Annotated in this window: 14 protein-coding genes; 3 read left to right on the top strand and 11 right to left on the bottom strand. The window is 44.8% G+C overall.

What is annotated here, in order from left to right:
* Positions 1–57: 57 nt before the first annotated feature.
* From BLP33_RS01125 to BLP33_RS27280, 7 genes are all read right to left on the bottom strand, one after another.
* Positions 58–1,614 (bottom strand): RagB/SusD family nutrient uptake outer membrane protein, encoded by a 1,557-nt coding sequence (locus BLP33_RS01125; protein WP_090523937.1) that lies wholly within the window; start codon positions 1,612–1,614, stop codon positions 58–60.
* A 25-nt stretch (positions 1,615–1,639) separates the two neighbouring features.
* The gene (locus BLP33_RS01120) at positions 1,640–4,729 is read right to left on the bottom strand and encodes a SusC/RagA family TonB-linked outer membrane protein (RefSeq protein ID WP_090523933.1); all 3,090 of its coding nucleotides are present in this window, start codon (positions 4,727–4,729) and stop codon (positions 1,640–1,642) included.
* Complete coding sequence (locus tag BLP33_RS27285) at positions 4,726–4,902, bottom strand: hypothetical protein (protein ID WP_175489887.1); 177 nt, start codon at positions 4,900–4,902, stop codon at positions 4,726–4,728. The genes BLP33_RS01120 and BLP33_RS27285 overlap by 4 nt, the downstream gene beginning before the upstream one ends.
* A 191-nt stretch (positions 4,903–5,093) precedes the next feature.
* Complete coding sequence (locus BLP33_RS01115; RefSeq protein WP_090523928.1) at positions 5,094–6,236, bottom strand: formylglycine-generating enzyme family protein; 1,143 nt, start codon at positions 6,234–6,236, stop codon at positions 5,094–5,096.
* Positions 6,236–7,201 carry a sterol desaturase family protein gene (locus BLP33_RS01110; protein WP_090523924.1) on the bottom strand — a complete coding sequence of 322 codons (966 nt, stop codon included), beginning with the start codon at positions 7,199–7,201 and terminating at the stop codon, positions 6,236–6,238. The genes BLP33_RS01115 and BLP33_RS01110 overlap by 1 nt, the downstream gene beginning before the upstream one ends.
* Entirely contained in the window at positions 7,194–7,391 is a 198-nt protein-coding gene (locus tag BLP33_RS01105) for a hypothetical protein (protein WP_090523922.1), read from the bottom strand. Before BLP33_RS01105 ends, BLP33_RS01110 begins: the two co-directional genes overlap by 8 nt.
* Positions 7,388–7,564, bottom strand: coding sequence for a hypothetical protein (locus BLP33_RS27280; protein ID WP_175489886.1), 177 nt, complete (start codon positions 7,562–7,564; stop codon positions 7,388–7,390). The genes BLP33_RS01105 and BLP33_RS27280 overlap by 4 nt, the downstream gene beginning before the upstream one ends.
* Before the next feature lie 516 nt (positions 7,565–8,080).
* Between BLP33_RS27280 and BLP33_RS01100 the strand changes: the two genes are divergently transcribed.
* Both BLP33_RS01100 and BLP33_RS01095 read left to right on the top strand, forming a co-directional pair.
* Positions 8,081–8,908, top strand: a complete 828-nt coding sequence (locus tag BLP33_RS01100; RefSeq protein ID WP_090523920.1) for an SDR family NAD(P)-dependent oxidoreductase — start codon at positions 8,081–8,083, stop codon at positions 8,906–8,908.
* A gap of 62 nt (positions 8,909–8,970) precedes the next feature.
* Positions 8,971–9,888 (top strand): helix-turn-helix domain-containing protein, encoded by a 918-nt coding sequence (locus BLP33_RS01095; RefSeq protein WP_090523918.1) that lies wholly within the window; start codon positions 8,971–8,973, stop codon positions 9,886–9,888.
* A gap of 135 nt (positions 9,889–10,023) precedes the next feature.
* Here the strand turns inward: BLP33_RS01095 and BLP33_RS01090 are convergent, their stop codons facing one another.
* Positions 10,024–12,189, bottom strand: coding sequence for a TIM-barrel domain-containing protein (locus BLP33_RS01090; RefSeq protein WP_090526147.1), 2,166 nt, complete (start codon positions 12,187–12,189; stop codon positions 10,024–10,026).
* Between the two features lie 390 nt (positions 12,190–12,579).
* On the opposite strand from BLP33_RS01090, the gene BLP33_RS01080 reads away from it, so the two are divergent.
* A complete protein-coding gene (locus BLP33_RS01080) occupies positions 12,580–14,214 on the top strand; it encodes a DUF6377 domain-containing protein (RefSeq protein ID WP_090523914.1) in 1,635 nt (544 codons plus the stop codon).
* 63 nt (positions 14,215–14,277) lie between these two features.
* Here the strand turns inward: BLP33_RS01080 and BLP33_RS01075 are convergent, their stop codons facing one another.
* The 3 genes from BLP33_RS01075 to BLP33_RS01065 all read right to left on the bottom strand — a co-directional run bounded on the left by BLP33_RS01075 (position 14,278) and on the right by BLP33_RS01065 (position 20,127).
* Positions 14,278–16,008 carry a RagB/SusD family nutrient uptake outer membrane protein gene (locus BLP33_RS01075; protein WP_090523912.1) on the bottom strand — a complete coding sequence of 577 codons (1,731 nt, stop codon included), beginning with the start codon at positions 16,006–16,008 and terminating at the stop codon, positions 14,278–14,280.
* 12 nt (positions 16,009–16,020) lie between these two features.
* A complete protein-coding gene (locus tag BLP33_RS01070) occupies positions 16,021–19,008 on the bottom strand; it encodes a SusC/RagA family TonB-linked outer membrane protein (protein ID WP_090523910.1) in 2,988 nt (995 codons plus the stop codon).
* 603 nt (positions 19,009–19,611) lie between these two features.
* Positions 19,612–20,127, bottom strand: a complete 516-nt coding sequence (locus BLP33_RS01065; protein WP_175489885.1) for an SHOCT domain-containing protein — start codon at positions 20,125–20,127, stop codon at positions 19,612–19,614.
* Positions 20,128–20,268 lie beyond the last annotated feature (141 nt).

Here is a 20,268-nt window from a genome sequence, read left to right as displayed (position 1 = left end):
GAATTTCACACCCCAGCGGCCGTTTTCTTTGGTTAGTATGTATAACGATAATTGAGATTACTGCCAGCCGGGGTTTTGCGTAAGCTTACCATTGCTGTTATCAATTTCCTGCTGAGGTATCGGGAACAGGTAAAATTTGCCTGCCGCGCCTTTGCTTACATTGGTTTTACCAACTTTAAGCAGGCTTGCCTCCAATATTCCATTGCCCGAAGCATCCCGCTCGCGGATCAAGTCAAACCAACGCTGGTATTCAAATACAAACTCCAGCCTACGCTCTAAATAAACCGCGTTACGAAATGAAGCCTGGTCAAGCCCGGCAAGATCGTCCAGCCCGGCACGTTTTCTCACCCTGTTGATAGAAGCATATGCTTTGGCAGTTGGCCCGTTTAATTCATTTTCTGCTTCAGCATGGATCAGCAATACATCCGAAAAGCGGATGATAGGCACATTGGCGCCCGACTCGGCTTCGTTAGATGCCACGCCCGGATCATAATATTTATTAAAGAAAGGGATAGAGTCGTTGGGAATAGTAGCGTCATTCAGCTTACCATACCACAGATTAGTTGCAGGACTTTGAAAGCGCGTTACAAAACTCACCCGCTTACGCTTATCATTGGCCGGATACAACTTATAAATGCTGAAAAACTTATCTACGCCGCCGGGTTTGGTAGCATCGGGCACCGGGTAAAACACCACCTGATCGGCATAGCTGCCCACTATACCCGGGATACCGTTCAATATTGATCGCGGAGCCTGGTTGTTGCCCTGTCCCTGTGAGTTTGATTTAAACTGCGCCGAAAAAATATGCTCCTTTCCATTTTTGGTCGCAGGCAAAAACACATCGGCATAGTTGGCAAACAGGTCATAGCCGTATGGGCCATTAATTACAGCTTCTGCCTGCGCTACGGCCTTATCCCATTTACGTTCGGTAAGATAAACCTTAGCCAGTAAGGAGTTGGCTGCACCCGCTGTAGCCCTGCCTACATCCGGACCGGTATAGTTATTTGGCAAATCGGCAGCAGCATTGGTTAAATCGGTTTCTATTTGTGCATAAACGGTAGCCGCGGCTGTTCTCTGAATTTGCAGATCAGATAGATTAATTGATGTTTGATCGTGCAATACCAGAGGCACATCGCCATACAAACGCACTAAATTAAAATAATACAATGCCCTCAAAAACTTCGCCTCGGCAACAAGCCTTTTATTTAGCGTAGCATCAAATTTGATATCAGGAATGGTATCAATGGCGATATTAGCCTTTTTAATAGCTGCATAATGCTGTTGCCAGATCTGCAGGATCCTTAGGCCGGAAGCTGAATGGCCTAATACAGACTGTGAGCGTACGTCGGCATTGGTAGCACCGGGGCCGGGACCTTCATCATCGCCCATAAAATTCATACCCGTGTTAAAAAGGGTGTTGTACGGTGTTTGAACACTATTTGCCCCGGCGTTCAATAACGAATAAGCAGCTGTGACTGCTGCCACGGCGTCTGCCTGGGTTTTATAAAACTGGCTTGCCGGGATGAACGACCGAGGGTCTTCCTTAAGTTTGGCGCATGAAACAGCGGCAAAAGCAACCAGTATAATAAGGTATTTAATATTTTTCGTCTTCATATCTTAAAAAATCAAGGTTTAGCCGTTACAGGGTAAGCCCTATGCCAACTATTACAGATTTATTGTTCGGGTAAGCACCGTTATCAACTCCTGATGTAATGGCCGATTGCTCGTTGCTGCTTACTTCAGGGTCGTAACCGGTATATTTGGTCCAGGTTGCCAGGTTTTGGGCACTCAGGTATATCCTGACTTTCTTGATAGGCGACCTGGAAAGTACCGACTGCGGAAAAGTGTAACCAAAACCAAGGCTTTTAAGGCGCAGGTATGAGCCATTCTCCACAAATCTATCCGATATAGTTGGTGCAGGGTCCTGGTATGCGCTATGTACATCGGTGTTAGTGTTGGTCGGCGTCCAGCGGTTTAGCAAGGTAGTTGTAGCATTGGTATAGCCTGTTCCTAATTCCAAAACACCTCTTTGCTGATTGTAGATCTTGTTGCCATATGATCCTTGCAAAAACACACTCAAGTCAAAGCCTTTATAGGCAAAAGTGTTAGTGATACCTCCGGTAAATTTAGGCTGCGAGTTACCAAGAATTACCCGGTCGCCGCTTTGTGTTATTTTACCATCGCCGTTAATATCCTGATAGTTTTGACCTCCCGGCGAAGTATTGGCAGCCGGGGTAAGTACCGGTCCGCCGGCCTGGATGAGGCCATTGGTTTTGTAACCGATAAATGAACCTATAGGTTCGCCAACTTTAATGATGGATGGCAGCGACGAATCTGGGATGAACTGGTTAACGCCGTTACCGCCAAGGCTCAGCACTTTATTACGGTTAACTGCAAATACCAGGTTGGTGTTCCATACAAAACTGCCAACAATATTGCGCGAGTTAATACCCAATTCAAAACCCTTGTTTTGCACCGAACCTACATTTTCATACTGCTGCGGGTTGGTAATAGCAGTGTTGGTAATGATGGTTAAACCGCTTGTTGCCGGTAAAGGCAGGTACAACAACAGGTTGGTTGTTTTCTTGTAGTATACATCGGCTGTTACAGTAACCCTATCTTTAAACAAGCCCAGGTCGAAACCAAAATCATACTGGCTTGTTTTTTCCCAGGTTAGGTTGGGATTGTATAAACTATTTGGCGCGAAACCAGCAACTGTTGAGTTACCAAAATTGTAACGATAATAACCTAACTGCGAGTACGACTGGTAAGCCGGGATATCGCTGTTACCTGTTTGTCCCGCACTCAACCTCAGTTTCAACTGGCTGATAGCCGTTACATTTTTCAGGAAATCTTCGCTCGATGCATTCCAGGCAATAGCAGCCGATGGGAATGATGCCCATTGATGCCCCGGTGCAAACTTCGATGAACCATCAGCACGCAAGGTTAACGTTAACAGGTATTTGCTGTTAAAACCATAATTGATCCTACCCAGGTATGATTTTAAAGCCCAGGTATTTGACGATGAAGATGGCGCTATAGCAAACCCACTGCCCGATACCGAAGTAACACTGCCCGAACCGAGGTTGTTAAAGGTATCGTAATCACTAACAAAGCCCGATGAACCTGTTATGGCGCCTTCGGCCTTAAACTGCTGCTGGGTAAACCCTGCCAGCACATTTAATGAATGTTTACCAAACTTTTTGTTATAGGTAAGCGTGTTTTCATTAAGCCAGTTAAATGAGTTTAGCGTACCAACCTCGCCAAGGCCCGAATAACCTGATCCCTCATAAACGGTAGACGGCAGGTAGCGGTTTTGTTTATTGTCGATGATATCCACACCGGCCAATACCCTTGCGGTAAGGTTTTCGGTGATCTTATAATCGCCTGCTATATTTCCTAAAATGCGGCTTGTGGTGGTTGTATTGGTTTGGTTGTAAAGCGTATTGATCGGGTTTCCGTAGGTGCCTTCAAATACGTTTTTGATAAAGAATGAACCGTCGTTATTGTAAACCGGCGTAGTTGGTGTCATCAGCAAAATGGCAGGTACTACTCCCTGCGGCGCAATTTGCGCGGTGGTGCGGCTGCCGGTAATGAATGATGAAATTTTGAATTTATCATTGTAATCGTGCTCCACATTTACCCTGCCCGCATAGCGCTCAAAGTTGGTGTTTTGCAGGATACCGTCCTGTTTAAAGTAATTACCTGAAAAGGCAAGTCTTGTACGCTCGGTACCTGAAAATATCGAAAGGCTATGATTTTGTGAAGTCCCCTTACGGAAAGCGGCACCTTGCCAGTCGGTATTGGCATTATATGGGTTTAGCTGCGCTTCTGTTTGGGCGGTTTTGCCTGTGTTTACCAAAGCATCGTTACGCAAGGCTTCCCATTGAGGTGTATTAAGCAGCGACAAGGTTTTGATCACCTCCTGCTTGCCATAACTGCCATCGTAATTGATAGATGACACGCCTGCTTTACCTTTTTTAGTGGTGATGATAATAACACCGTTTGCACCGCGTGTACCATAAATAGCCGTGGCCGAAGCATCTTTTAAAACCTCAATGCTTTCAATATCTGAAGTATTGATAGATGCCAGCGGATTGATCTTTGGGCCATTGGTTACTCCGGCATCAGTAAGTGAGTTGCTGTTTGACGTAGGGAAACCATCAATGATATACAACGGTTCAGCAACGGCATTAATGGAGTTTACACCGCGGATCTGTACGGTTACGCCCGCTCCCGGCTGCCCGGTGGCCTGTGTAACCTGGATGCCCGAAACAGAGCCCTGCAAAGCCCTGTCGAGCGAGGGAACCGGCTGCTTCAAAGCAAGCGCGGGCACCGATGCTACCGAACCGGTGATATCCTTACGTTTTTGCGACCCGTAACCCACCACAACCACTTGGTTTAGCTGAGTTTGAGCGTCTTTAAGTTTAATTTCAACAGGGCTGCCATCGGCAATAAACTCTTTCTTTTCGTAGCCGGTGAAGGTGATAATGAGTTTGTATGGAAATTTCTGGCCGGTTATAAAGCTGAATTTGCCTTCAATATCGGTTGAAACTACGTGAGTGGTACCCTGGATCTTGACCACGGCACCGGGTAGTGGCTCGCGGGTTGTGCTGTCAATTACACGGCCAACCAGGTGCGAATTGATGGTTGGCTGTGTTTGCTGCGCGATGGTTAACAGCGGAAAAGCAATAAGCAACAGCAATGGGAGTAATAACAATTTTTTCATGTCGACAGGTTTTTAAAAGATGAAAAACCGGACAACTGACCAATAACCGCATTAAACGGCCTGAATAATTGCTGTGGATGAAAGGCATCCTCAATAATTTGCAGCGTAAAAGATGCTGCATGCAGCGGCAAAGGCAACGCATAGCCAATCCCTGCATTTGCAATATTTTGCATAAATTTGAATATTAAAATGACACCATTGAAACAGGCTCAACGCCAATCGATCCCTGTTTCGTTGTTTTAATGACTGGGGAAAAGCTTTGCTTTTCCCTTATTTGAAGAATGTAATTGTTTACTTTTTCATGTTCCTTTCTGGTTATGCCTGTTAAGCAGGCCGATCGATCATTTATTTTAGGGGTATTATTTTAATTGCTGACACAACGGAAACCAAGGTGCTCCATACCGCTGTCTTCGGTAGTTTTCATCCGGCGCGATACGCGGTAACCTGAGCAATAACTATCGTTACACAAAAATGAGCCGCCCCGCACTACCCTTTTAATGGCATAAGGCTCGTCCGGGTCATATGATTTTGAAGCGCCTTTAGGGTTTTTAACTCCCGCCGGACTGCTTACTATTTTGTAGTAGTTGTTATTGTACAAATCGGCACACCACTCCCATACATTACCGGCCATATCATACAAACCGTAACCATTGGGCGCAAATGAACTAACCGGAGCCAAATAATAGTAATGATCGCGCTGAGTGTTTTTATAGGGGAAACTTCCCTCCCAGGTATTTGCCTTGGGCTGCCCTTCGTTCACTTTTTCATTTCCCCAGGGATAGATCTTATCTTCAAGACCGCCCCTCGCCGCCCGCTCCCATTCTGCTTCGGTTGGTAAACGTTTGCCTGCCCATTTGCTGTAGGCCACAGCATCGTACCATGAAACCTGTACTACCGGATAATTATCTTTACCCTTAATATCGCTACCCGGCCCGTGTGGATGTTTCCAGTTGGCACCTGTCTTCCACGCCCACCATTGGCTGTAATCGTTCAGGTTAACCGGTTTATTTGCCGGCACAAATATCAGCGAGGCCGCGACCAGCAAACTATCAGCAGGCTTTTCGGTACCCGGGGGCATTTGCTTTTTGAGCTCGTTCCAGTCGGGCTTACGCTCGGCTGTAGTGATATAGCCTGTGGCTTTCACAAATTTTTCGAACTGGGCATTGGTAACCTCGGTTTTATCTATCCAAAAACCATCGACACTTACATCGTGTTTGGGGTATTCATCAGGCTCAGCCTGCTGGTTATCGGCCCCCATTCTGAAACTTCCAGCTGGTACCCATGCCATCCCCGCATGGCTGGCATGAGTATTACCGGTATCAGGCAAACTAAGCGCCGCACCGTTTAGTCCTGCTGCCTTAAACCTGTTGGGAATATTTGATTCGCAGCAAAGTTTCTTTTTAGCACCGGGAACCGTGGCAACCGCAATACCCGCCACTGGTTTCGCCGGTTGTTTACATGATGCTAACCATACGGTACTAAAAAGTATAAGTACAATCTTATTCATTATGCTTTTACAGGTTGCAATTGAAATGCTGTGTCAACCTGTTCAGCTTCGGGCTGCACTGCAACATCGGGTCGGTATAAGTGATGAGGTTGCAAAGGCACATCTTCTCTAATCATCGGGCCATCGGCCGCAAGTTCACTTCCGGGTATCTTTGATTTAAATAAAGGCCAGGCCAGTTGTGCATACCATTGGTCACCTTCATAATGCGAAATACCATAAGCTTTAGGATACTGACGCGAGATATGAGCCGTACCGAAAATAATGTCCCACCAAAAGAACATATTACCAAAATTACCTTTATAATAGCCTACCCCGTCATCGGTAGTAGCTGCATGGTGCGCATGATGCGTTGCAGGCGTTGAAATGGTACGTTCAAGGATCCAGGCCAGGGGGTGTAATATTTTATACTGATAAAATGGTTTATCCCAGGGAATACTTGAATGCGCCAGGGTGGTAATAGTACCTTTAATACCTTTCACCACTACAGCCGGGATGCCTAAGCCGAGATAAACCAAAGCTGTTGTTAAATAGGTCTGCGAAAAAAAGATGGTATAAATGATATTTTGCCTGCTGGCCATTGCCATACCCATGTACGATGCCGAGTGGTGTGTACGGTGAAAACGCCATAGCCAGGGCACCTGATGGTGTAAACGATGATACCAGTATTGGGTAAGATCATCGGCTACCGCGATGATGATGAATCCCCAGAAAAACGGAACCCAATCAAAGGTGTTCTTTAATCCTGGTAATACAGCCGGCAGCACTTTTAATCCGTAATAGGCCACCAATGGTTTTACCACCAGTTTAGGGATGGTAAAGCAGGCAATATCAACCCATTTTTCATTTTTGTTCCAGCGCTTTTTATAAAGGCCGAACGAAAATTCCAATACACCGAGTACCAATACCAAAACGGAAAAGCCATAGCCGTTAAGGTTTTCTATTATTTGCTTTATCTGATCAATCATTGTCTGGCGAGTTTGATGTTTTAGTTTTTATGGTGTTTTCCTGTTTATGCTGATGTTGCTTCTTTTCCCATGGGCGCTGACCGGTGATGGCGAAAGTGCCAAACATGAGCGCGATAGGCAGGATATAAAGCAGCAGGCTCAATGAAGCGTTTTTGATAATCTGCTTTTTGGTTGATTGATCCAGTTTCATGAGGGTGTACTGTTTTGAGGTTGAACAATTTGCGCTGTTTTAGTTGCAGGGCCTTTTTCCAATAGCTTACGGCCAAGCCACAGCCCGCCGAAAATGATAACAAAAGGTATGAGGGTTACTATAACGCCTACCAACACCTTTTTCCCAATCAGGGAAACGTCGTTAATGGTCATAATGAACTTATATTAAGTGATTAACAATGCAGGCGTTGCATAGCAATCCGCATAAAGCAGCAATGCCTGGTAAATAATGTAATGAATTGAAAAATTGAGTACCGTGCGATCAACGCACGATTATGGAGGAGGGATTACCCCTTGTACTGATTAGCAGCAACAACAAGAATAACAACAGGAAGTAAAAGCAACAGCGGTTAACTGATAATTAGCAAGGCCGTATTTAGGTAAAAGTTCGGGTTGCATGGTGGGTGCTTTTAAAGATTTTAATTTGTTGTTATTAATTTTCTGAGGCAAATGTAAAAAAAGATTTGATAAATACTACTAATTCTATAGAAATTATATAATAATAATTTATGGGTAAAATAAAGATGTCCCGGCGCTTTTTTGAGATACCTCTGGCTACGTCCCGGATTACCTCAACAAATACAGAGATCAGCCTACAAAGAACCGTAATTAGGCTACAAAGCGAAAGGCTTGTTCCCCGAACTTTGCTTTCATCAAATAAAATATAGTATGACACAGCAAACGAATAAAATATGGTTCATCACTGGCGCTTCGCGCGGCCTGGGACGTATATGGACAGAAGCGGCATTGGAGCGCGGAGATCAGGTGGCCGCGACGGCCCGCGAACTGAGCAGCATCGCTGCATTAAAAGAACAATATGGCGATCGGGTATTGACAATGGAACTCGACGTTACTAACCCTGCTCAGGTTAAAGAAGTCGTAAATAAAGCGCATGAGCATTTTGGCCGGTTGGACATCGTGTTGAATAACGCGGGGTACCCACTGATCGGGACGATCGAGGACGGCAGTGCCGGCGATATCCGCGCCCTGTACGAAACCAACGTGATAGGCCCTGTTAGTGTTATCCAGGCGGCTTTGCCGCTGCTGCGTGGGCAAGGTTACGGACATATTTTGGGTACTTCCAGTAACCTGGGGCATCTGGCCATGCCGATCCTGGGCTATTACTGCTCGTCCAAATGGGCGTTTGAAGCGATCCATGAAAGCCTGGCCCTGGAAGTGGCGCAGTTCGGTATCAAAGTCACCATCATTGAACCGGGCGCATATGCAACAGAATTTGGTAGCGATCAGATCCCGAAGGTTTTCGAAGGAAATCCGGTCTACCACGATTTTAAAGCGAAATTCATGGAGGGACTAAAAGGCATGGAGAGAGGCAACCCGGCCGCTACCCCGCAGGCGCTGTTCAAAGTGGTGGACTCTGAAAACCCGCCGCTACGTTTTAACCTTGGTAGCCACAACCTCACCGGCCTGAAAGCTGCTTATACGGAGCGCATTGCCACCTGGGAAGCATGGGATGAAGTTTCGCGCTCGGCGCAATGAAATTACAAAATACGGACACCAGCCACTGCAAATTACGGTCTGGTGTCCTTAACTTAGCTATGATGAAAAAGGATGAGAACCCGCCCTTGAAACTGGAGTCGCTGACCGAGGCGCACCGAATGTTCGGCTTGCCGCAGCCTAAACACCCACTGATCAGCCTGATTAACGGCGCACACACCTTGTTGGAAGGCAAATTGCCCACCCGGCATGTGCTGGCCTATTACAAGATCGCCTACAAGCCCAGGCTGGGCGGTAAGTTGAAATATGGCCAGGGTTATTATGATTTTGATAACGGCGGTTTGCTATTCGCCGCGCCGGGGCAGATCATCGGCGGTAACGACCTGGAGGGGACGGTATGCTCAGAGTACACCCTCATCATCCACCCGGATTTCTTTTTGGGGTACCCACTGGCCAAAAAGATCAAGCAATATGGCTTCTTTTCCTACAGCACCAACGAAACACTGCATCTCTCGGAAGAAGAAAAAAACACGGTCCTGGCTATCTTTAGCTTTATGGAAAAGGAACTCGACGGCCGGATCGACGACTTCAGCCAGGAGGTGATGATCTCCCAGATTGAACTGCTGCTCAGTTATGCCAACCGTTTTTATAAGCGGCAGTTCCTGACGCGCAAAGCGGCCAGCACCGATATCCTGCAACGGTTGGAGGAAACACTGGACGCGTATTTCAATAATGAACTGACGTTGAGCCGCGGCATTCCTACCGTTGCTTACCTGGCCGAAAAACTGAACCTTTCGCCTAACTACCTGAGTGACATGCTGCGATCACTGACCGGACAAAGCGCCCAGCAGCACATTCATGACCATCTCATTGAAAAAGCGAAGGAAAAATTGTCCACCACCAACCTGTCGGTCAGCGAGGTGGCCTATGCTTTAGGTTTTGAGCATTCACAGTCGTTCAGTAAGCTATTTAAGACCAGGACGAATCTCTCGCCGCTGGAATTCAGGAAATCTTTTAATTGACAACTTACTGTTATCCGCTATCATTTTAATAATTACACGTTTGGCAGATAATAGTTGACCCGTTTTTTTGCAGCTGCCAGAATTGCCGGTTGTTCCGCAACTTGAACTACCGGGGTTTGCAGTCGCCAGAAACGTTTACATTTGCACAGAAACGCCCTTTTTCAAATTGCCTGCTCCAAAATATTCTTTGCCATCTTTAAGGACGACAACTTTTAAATGGGCAACCTCCTTATTAATGGGATAATTGCCCTCCCGGGCAACCACACGCAACATGATTTCGTGGCCGCTTTTTGTTGCCTTGAATTTGATTTTGCTGTACTGCTTTTTCTTAAATTCCCAACCTTCGCCCCTATCCCAGTAAAGTTCGCCCGTAGCGTTGCCTTTTGCATCTGGATTAATATATAGCGTTAAAGTGTTCAACGATTTCTCGCCTGTATTTTGGATAACGTTTCCGGCAGGAATAATAGCACCGCTTTTCAGCAATAATTTAGCCTGATAAGGATCTGATTCTTCGCCATCAACAAGCGTTACCTTCTCCCATTTTCCGGCAGGCAGTTTGATATCTTTAGCAAAAGATGGAACTACCAGAAGGTTGTTGCCTAATAAAAATGACTGCTCTTCACTTCTTAAACTTAAATCTTTCGGATCGGCAAAAAAAGATGGTTGCATTACCGGCAAGCCTGTTTTGTGGGCATTGTAAAACAGCGTATAAAACAATGGCAATAAGCGATACCGACGACTAATGGCTATCTTCGAAGTTGTTTCAACGGCATCGCCAAATGCCCATGGCTCTTTGTTATTAGTACCCGCGCAGGCGTGCCCGCGGGCAAACGGCAAAAACACACCGAAGCCGAGCCATTTGGCCCACAGATCAGGACTGGTATTACCCAAAAAGCCACCAATATCGGGCCCACTGAAAGGCTGACCTGACAAACCAAGGGTAAGGGACATCGGTACTGATACTTTCATAAACCGCTCGTCGGCTAAATTATCTCCCGTCCAGGTTGCGGCGAAGCGCTGGCCACCCAGCAAATTGGCTCTTGTTAAAATAAACGGCCGCTTATTTGGATTGGCCTCCATCACGCCCTGCCGGGTAGCCTGAACCATCAACCGCCCATAAGCATTATGGTATAACAAATGCGGCCCGGCGGGGAGTGCATCTCCACCCCTGTGTTGGTTATTATAAGGCATGGTACCTAATCTCTGCTCTTTCGGTAAAGCCTCGTCATTTACTGCCGGCTCGTTCATATCGTTCCATACACCATCAACCCCGGTAGCCATAAATTGATGATACAAATCCGCCCACCAGCTACGCGCTGCAGGCATGGTAAAATCAGGGAAAGCACAATCGCCCGGCCAAACTTTGCCGTGATATTCCCTGCCGCCAGCGTCTTTAACCCAAATATCGTTGGCTGATCCGGATTGATAAACCGCATATGAACTATCAGCCTTAACACCTGGATCTATCATAAAAACAGAATGAAAACCTTTGGCATGCAGATCATCGTTCAGTTGCTTAGGATTTGGAAAATTATTTTTATTGAAGGTAAAAACACGGAAACCTTCCATGTAATCAATATCCATCCAAATGGCATCGCAAGGTATTTGCTTTTCCCTGAAGGTGTTGGCTATTTCCCTCACACGCTGCTCTGAAACGTATGAAAAACGGCACTGCTGATAACCTAAAGCCCACCTTGGCGGCATTTCTATAGTACCGGTCATTTCGGCCAGCCCTTTAACCACCTCTTGCGGTGATTGACGATCGATCACAAAGACACGAAATAACGGACCTTCGGTATTGTAGGTTATTTCTTTCGAATCCGTTTTCAGCTCCGCTTTCCAATAGCTATCAAAAAGAATTCCGAAAGCGGTGCCGTCTTTCCGTACACCCATTACCCAGGGATGGGTTTGATAAAGGCGTTTTCCATTATCTGTGCCATAAGCACCGTTATCGGTATTCCAAAGTTTTATAGTTTGGCCGTTCCTTAATAGCGGGCCAGTGACTTCTCCGCCGCCATATAGGCTAATGTCGCCCTCCAAATGAACAACAGCGCTTGCCTTCCCGTCATTCAAATTAAACTCAGGAAAAATACGCCATCCTGCCGGAACAGCTTTTTTAATGGAAGGTTCCCTTTGGAGCATCAGAGATGGAACTTTAGACTGATTGAAACCTTCAGGAACAAATTCGACAATGGATTTGCCGATGAGGCCCGATTGCCGGATAGGGATATTTTTTGCATTGCCCCAAGAAAAGATCAGCAGAAAAAAGAGAATCAGATAATACCTGATAGATGTTGTCATATAAAGTTTTAGTTGATGAATTTTAATCCTGAACATTACAGGATCAAAGTAAAACATGAAGGCAGCACCGTGAGCAACAAGTTGTTTCTACAGGTCAAAAAATCCAGCAATATATTTAATTAACAATTTGATATTCAGCCATTTAAAAATAATCCGCATGAAAAAAATCTCATAAAAACCGCGCAACCAGCCAATGCATAGCTTAAAAAACCGCGTTTTTCGAGCGAATATCCCTTTCTTTAAAACAGAGCTTGTAAATTTTAGATGTAATTTTATCCCCGTTTGCACAAAGCATCCCTCTTTTGTTTTCAAAATTGGTTTTTGCCGCCTTAGTATATTATCGTGCAAACACAACATCTGCCGAAATCATTCAAATTTATATAGTTGAAAATGAAGAAAAATTTACTGCTTGTTATTACCTCATTATCCCTGGTAGTTCGCTGCTATTCGCAGGAACTGAGATCTGATAAAATATTAGCTGTTCTGAAATCTGAACTCGAAAAAGAGAACTCGTACGATCTTAAAAAAGAAGACCGCATAAAACAGCTCCGCATTCAGCTTAACCTCAGCGACAAAAAGAACTTTAATGCCCAATACGCCCTTTGCAGCCAGATTTTTGATGAATACCATTCCTTTAAGTTTGATTCGGCATTTATGTACGCGAGGAAGATGATCACCCTTTCAGAAAAGTTTAACAATACCAACAAACTAATCAGGAGCCAGGTACAGCTCGGCAGCACGTTGCTTAACTCCGGTTTTTATAAAGAGGCTTTTGATGCTGTTGAGGCCATTAATATTCATGGCTTATCCGATTCGTTGAAAGCAGATTATTTTAACCTCCGCGCAAGGCTAAACGCGGGGATTGGTGATTATGATGATGACGCTTATTTCTCGAAGATCTATCGCCAGCGATCTGACGAAGATTTTAAAAATGCCGAGGTCGCAACGCCATCAAATGAGTTTGAAAAAACCATCAACATGGCATTTCAACCCGACTCGATCAGGGACAAAAAACTAACCCCCGATTTTTACTATAACTTTATCATTAGTAAGGACCTGCCCGAACACAAAGTGGCGATGGTTGCCACCAGGCTCAGTTTTGCCTACACCGGCGATAACCGGATCTTGTTCCTGGCACTTGCCGCGATAAACGATATTCGATCGTCAACCAAAGAAACACTGGCGATATTTCTGCTGGGGCAGGAACTGTTTAAGCGGAGCAAAACCGAAGACGCATATATTATGATGCAGCACGCTGTAAAAAATGCAAAGTTTTACGGAGCCCGGAGCCGGGAGGTGCAGATAGAATCCATATTACCACTTGTTGCCGGTAAGGTTATCGACCAGAAACAACACGAAAGGGATAAATTACTAATAGGCTTCCTGATATTTTTGATTGTTGCTGTAGTACTTTTCTTTTTATTGGTGATTTACCGGAAGCAGATTGAACGCATTAAAAATAACGAGCGTGTAATTAAGGAAATTAACAGCGACCTAAAAAGCATTAACGGCAAGCTCTGGGAATCATCACGAATTAAAGAAGAATTTATTGGCTTGTTTTTTAAAACCTGTTCATCTTATATCGAAACACTTGATAAAGTTAAACGCCGTACGCAGCACAACATTAAGCTTGGCAAATACAATGAAGCCAACGCCGTGCTTGATAAAGTACAGGTAGACAAAGAAAAAGATCAATTGTATGACACTCTGGATACCATGTTTTTAACGCTCTTCCCCAATTTTATAACATCTTTCAATGCCCTGTTAAAAACCGAAGACCAGATCTGGCCTAAAAGCGGTGAAATGTTGAATGCCACCCTCCGGATCTTTGCTTTGATGCGCCTGGGGGTAAGCGAATTAGAAACTATTGCCCAAATACTTGATTATAGCGTAAGCACGGTGTACACCTACAAAAACCGGGTAAAAGTGAAGGCAATGGTACCTGCCGAGGATTTTGAGCGAAAAATAATGGAGATCAAATTTATAGATGATCTGCAACCTGTCGGTGCATCGTTATTGACCTAAGGTGCCAAAGCAAACAGCCACCGGATCCTGAAATATCCGGTGGCTATGGGTTAAACCAACCGCTTAATAGCCGGGGTTTTGTTTGAATTGCGGATTAACGTTCATAATATCCCGCCCGATAGGAAATATCTCGGTATGCTTGTCTCCATCAGGTTTCTTATCCCACCAGGTACCGGTGTTGAACACTCCCCAACGGATCAGGTCGGTACGTCTCCGGTTTTCACCAAGAAATTCCCGGCCCCACTCGTCAAGCATTTCCTGGTCGGTGAGCTGGCTACCATCCGGTTTATAAAGGCTTGAAGACCCATCAGGATAGTTGCGTCGCCTTACCTGGTTCAGATAATTGGCGGCACTGGCTTTATCACCCGCCCTATAACGGCACTCGGCCAGGGTATAATAAATTTCTGATAACCTGATCTCTGCGTAAGCTGAAGTGATCCTGTTAGGATCTGGTGTTGGATAAATAGGATATTTCACCATGAAAATGCCTGAGTTATGGTCGGCATGATTCATATCCGACTCCTTATCTGCAATTTTGGTTCCCGGTTTTGCGCCGAGGAACATTCCCACCTGGTCGCGGATGTAAAGTGGATAAGGGCCTTTATTGCCTTTAACAGTATCGGTACGGCTTACACCGTTTACCAAATGCGTATAAGGCAGATAGCCATATAAAAACATACCCTCGCGAGTACTGTTGCCCAGGTTTTTATATTTCTTTAACCGCAGGTCATCGGGGTATTTATGAAATTTAACATAAGGTTTGCCCAACTGGAAAGCGTACTCAACGCTATCTATATCGTGCCCGGGTTGTAATGCATAGCGCGGGTTAGCCTGCCCGAAATCTGTAAATCCGCAATATAGCGGAGCTGCGTCGTAAGTCATTCCCCAAAAAAACATCCCGCCATCGTACTGCCAGTGTGTACGCGCCAGTGATCCTGGAAAACCGTAGATCACTTCCGAGTTTAATGTGGTGTTGGTATAATCGAAAGGGGCATCCCATCGCGTATCAAGTTGATAAACACCATATTTACCGCTAATGATGTCACGGCAAACTGCTTCGCATTCGGCATATTTATCGGTACCAGTATAAACTTTGGCGTTGAGATAAAGTCGGGCCAGCAATGATGCAGCACCAGCTTTGGTCCAGCGCCCTATACCTGCTGCCCCAAGCTGTTGCCGGGTGGGCAATCCATCGATAGCGCCTTTCAATTCCGATTCGATGTAATTAAACATTTCCTGCGGGGTAGATTGCGGGTTACCGTGTGTAGCTGTTTTTACATCGGTAACAATTTCAATATTGCGATAAAAATCAAATGCCCGTAAATAAAACCAAGCCCGTAAGGTATGCAGTTCTGATTTAAAATCGGTTAATTCTGCATCGGTAACACTGAGTTTTGCCGGGTCTTTGATGCCTTCCATATCGGTAAGCGAGTTGGTTGCCAGCACAATGCCCTGGTAAAAGTTTGTCCATGCACCGCTTGTAAAGCCATCTGTAATAGTCCAGGTATGGTAATGCATACGTTGATAGTAGCCACCATCCTGCCAATCGCCCTGGCGGTTGTAGGTAGCCATCTCGTCGGTACAATCTTCGCCTGCAGCATAAACATCATTGCCCTGGATACTCCAGTACGCGTGTTCAAATGGGCGTAAAAAATCCCTGATCACATCATCCCTCCTGCTCAAAAAACTCGCGGCATCTACCTTATCATACACGTGCTCATCGAGTTTTGTACAGCTGGCAGTCAGCATGGCCGACAGTAAAATACCGCTGATATATACTTTATATTTTTTCATGTCTTTTCAATTTTAAAAGGTTGCCTGCAGGCCAAGGATTAGTTGAAGTGTAGCCGGATAATAATTCAGCGAGGTGTTCACGCCCGGTGTAAGCCCGTTAACCTGTACCAGGTCAGGATCGCCGCCGGTAAAGCTTGTAAAGGTGTGCAGGTTTCTGCCGGTGGCGTAAATACGTATTGATTTAAGGTATTTGGTTTTAAACGGCTGGGTATAACCTAAAGCCACGTTATCTATTTTTACAAACGAGCCGTTCTCCAGGAAATAATCTGAAGCGATAGCTGTTGTTGCCGGATTAGTTAACAACGAGTATTTACTTTTACTATCATAGGCCGATCGCAACACGTTAGCATCGCTTTGGCTTGATGGTGTACCTATGTAGAAGGCAGCGGTATTGAATATTTTATAACCAAATGTGCCGCGCAGAAATATCCCCAGATCAAACCTTTTGTACCTGAAAGTATTGCCAATGGAACCGATAAACTTTGGTAAACCGTTCCCTACAAATTGTTTATCATCTGATGATGCCTGGTTGGCCTGAACTATGGTGCCATCTTTTTTATAAACCTGCAAAGCCCCATCCTTATTCACCCCTGCCGAGCGCAGCGTATAAAACTCGCCAATGCTACGTCCTTCCTGGATACGTTGTATATTACCCGGCGATCCCGGAGCAGGCAAACCGGCCAATTCAACAAATGGCGCGCCTTTGTAAACATCGTTAGAGAAGGAAATGAACTTGTTACGGTTATAAGCCAACGCCGCGGTTATGTTATAACTGAAATCCGGCTGCCTGATTACGCTGCCATTCAAAGCCAATTCCAGGCCGTAGTTTTTCATAGTACCTACGTTGGCGAAGGTTTGCGATTGGGAGTTTGGCGGCAAAGGCACGTTATAATAACCAAGCAAATCCTTGTTTTTACGGATATAATAATCAAGTGAACCAGAGATGCGGTTATCCAGGATAGAAAAATCAATACCAGCGTTAAAGTTGATCGATTTCTCCCATTTCAAATCGGGGTTTACGTTTGATGTAGGGCCATAAACCTGGTAAGTTTGACCGTTGTACGGAAAATAGCCCGCACCACCATATAGCAGCAATGAAAGATAACTGTCGAAATCCTGGTTACCTGTAACGCCGTAATCTGCACGTAGTTTAAGATCGTTTACCCATGGCAGCGCACCTTTCATGAAACTTTCTTCGGATACACGCCAGGCAGCCGAAGCTGCGGGAAAATTACCCCATTTGTTTTTTATACCGAATTTGGATGATCCTTCCCTGCGCAAGCTTGCCGTAAGAATATAACGATTGTTAAAATCATAATTCAAACGACCGAAGAATGAGATCAATGTTGAGCCATTCTGCGTTGAACTTACGGCAGATTGGCCCTGCCCGGCGGCACCACCGTTGTATAAACCCGAGCCAAGATTGTTCCACAGGTATGAATCGAATGGAAAATCATAATTCTGGGCGTAAAAGGTATTATAGTTGTAAAGGGTATATGAATAACCGCCCAAGGCTTTGAGGTGATGTTGACCGAGATTGAGCGAATAATTTCCTGTCCATTCCACGTTTTTCTGGTCATTCTCTTCCTGCCGCTGCGATGCGAAATTGGTTTGGGTTATTTTGCCCGCGTGCAAAATTGATGATAATGTTGAAGGGGTAAAATTGAAGCTCCTGGTCGATTTACTGATTTCAGATATCGTTACCGTTGTGCTCAGGTTCTTTAGAATATTTACCTTTAACGATCCGTTAAGATCCATTTCTTTGATTTGCGCTTCAGATTTGATCACATTAGCGTTCTCAACCGGATTATTGGAGAAAAAGCCGGTATTGATATAGTTGTACCTTCCCGCGTTATCGTAAATTGGATAAGTCGGGTTTAAAGTGAGCGCGTTGTTGAAATTACCCTGATCAGAGTTTTTGGTATTCATATACCTCGGTGCGATATTTAAGGAAGCCACGAAAACGCCATTGTCTGATGTATGGTTTACGTTGATCCTCGCGCCATATTCCTTTTTATGCGCCCGCAAGTCAATTCCATCCGCATTGCGGTAGTCGGCCGATGCGAAGTAATTCGTTTTACCAGAACCACCAGACAATTGAACTGTATGTTTTTGAGCAAATGCCGGCGAATTGGTAACCGCATCCATCCAGTTTGTTTTAGCGCCGTAATCCTGTCCCTGGCTATTTTTTACCCTGTCGGCAATAAACTGTTCGGGTGTAAGGTTTTGCAGTTGATTAGTTAAATAGTCAAAACTGGCATAACCTTCATAAAACGTACGCGCCTGCGATGAGCCTTTTTTTGTGGTGATGATGATAACGCCGTTGCTTCCGCGTGTACCGTAAATAGCCGATGCGGCGCCGCCTTTAAGCACATCGATGCTTTCAATATCATTTTGGTTGATATTATCAATGTTGCCGCCGGGTACACCATTCACCACATACAGCGGCCCTAAACCTGCGTTACGCGATGAAACGCCCCGCAACTGAACACTGGGCGATGAATTGGGATCTGCACCGGAAGTATTGGTAATACTAAGTCCTGCAACCTTTCCCTGTAACGACATTAGGGGGCTGTTTGAGGCTACCGGAAGCAGATCTTTTGAGGAAACGTGTGTAATAGCGCTCGATACTTCACGTTTATCAAGCGTGCCATAGCCAACGCTTACAACAACCACCTCCTGCAATGAATTATTTGCCGCAGAAAGGGCTACGTTTAATGTGGCATCGGCAGTTAACGGCATTTGTTTGGAGGTGTAGCCGATATATGAAAAAGAGATCGTTTTAGCAGATGCGGGAACGCTAAGCGTATAAACGCCCTTAGCATTGGATGTAGTACCTACCGACATCCCGGTTACCACAATACTTACACCTGGTAAAGGCGAACCGTCGGCAGCATCTGTAACAGTACCGGATATAGTTCTGTTTTGTGCCAGCGCCGTCCCGGTAAAAATGCAACAGAGCACTATGGCGCTTAGCCTGAGTAAAAGTTTCTTGTACATAAAAAGAAATTATAGATTGATTTTTGAGGTTAATTTGGCCGTGAAATAAGGCCTCCGGCCACGACGAAAATGAGTGCCATTAAGGCGGGGAATGTGCCCGGTTTTCTGTTTTCATAAAGTGAGATTTTGATGGCCGCCAGGTATTGGCAAAGCGCAAATTGGTATGTTGTGAAATTAGAAAGTTAGTAATCCCAAATACATAATCGTGGCCGGCATCCGCAAAAAATCTCACAACAAATAAATACAAATACCTGCATAACAAGTATATAACTCAAATAAAAACGAGAAAAATCTCAATTAAAAACAAGTTATCATTTTCAATTGAGCACAGATCAAACCGAATTGATGTAACAGGGGAAAGTAAGGCGCGTGTGAGGAGCTAAAGTTCATTCCATAGAAAAAGTTGTCAGTCGAGTTGACAACTTGCCCAAAATAGTACGCAAGCCCGACACTCCCACGAACCAATTTATGATCTGAAAGGTTTTGCCACTATGTTTGAAGATTGAGGTTCGAGCCCTTGTAGGAAAACTTGTTTTGGAAAGCGTTTCGTTAAGCGGCGGGCTTTTTCATTGTTAGAATGAGCTGTTAAAAAGACTGGATTTTTTAGTTTCCCAATAACTTTTTCTTTTGCGATTCGTATTCATCCTTCGTTAAAACACCATCGTCAAATAGTCTTTTAAGTTTTGTTAACTCGTCGGCGACACTGAATTGTGGGACTTGATTTAATTGTTTAGGCTTGAAATTTGGCACGATTATCTCTCCAGCTTCGATAGCTGCTTCTAATTCGACTACACCATTTCTTGATGGGAAACCTACAACGGTAAATTGTTTAAGCCCGAATTTGTGAGATTCCCATTCTTTAAAATATTTTACGATAAGCCTTGTACTTGCATACATTTTTGGGAAGTTCACTTGATCAGTTCCAAGCAAATCGTTTGCAGGTTGATAGATAAATTTAAAATCGCCATTCGGATCAGAACCCAAACCTACTTTTAGCGTATCTCCCTTGTGAAATGTGCCGTATTTCGTAATCAAAGGGCCATCCCACTTGCCGCCCGGAATTTGAGCCAATAATAATTGCGGAATACATAAAAAGATTAAGAGTAAAGTTTTTCTCATGTGATTTAGCTTGGTGACTATAAACTTAGCCATTACCCTAAACTTTTCCAAGTTGACAAACTTTACCTAACATACTTGCATGAAGAAATATATTGGGAGCAATTAACAAATTACACGGAGTTTTTTTGAAAAAATCTATTT

The sequence above is a fragment of the Mucilaginibacter sp. NFR10 genome (assembly GCF_900100445.1).
Taxonomy (GTDB): domain Bacteria; phylum Bacteroidota; class Bacteroidia; order Sphingobacteriales; family Sphingobacteriaceae; genus Mucilaginibacter; species Mucilaginibacter rubeus.
Note: the sequence above shows the minus strand (reverse complement) of the source record. Positions and strands in the feature narration are given on the sequence as shown.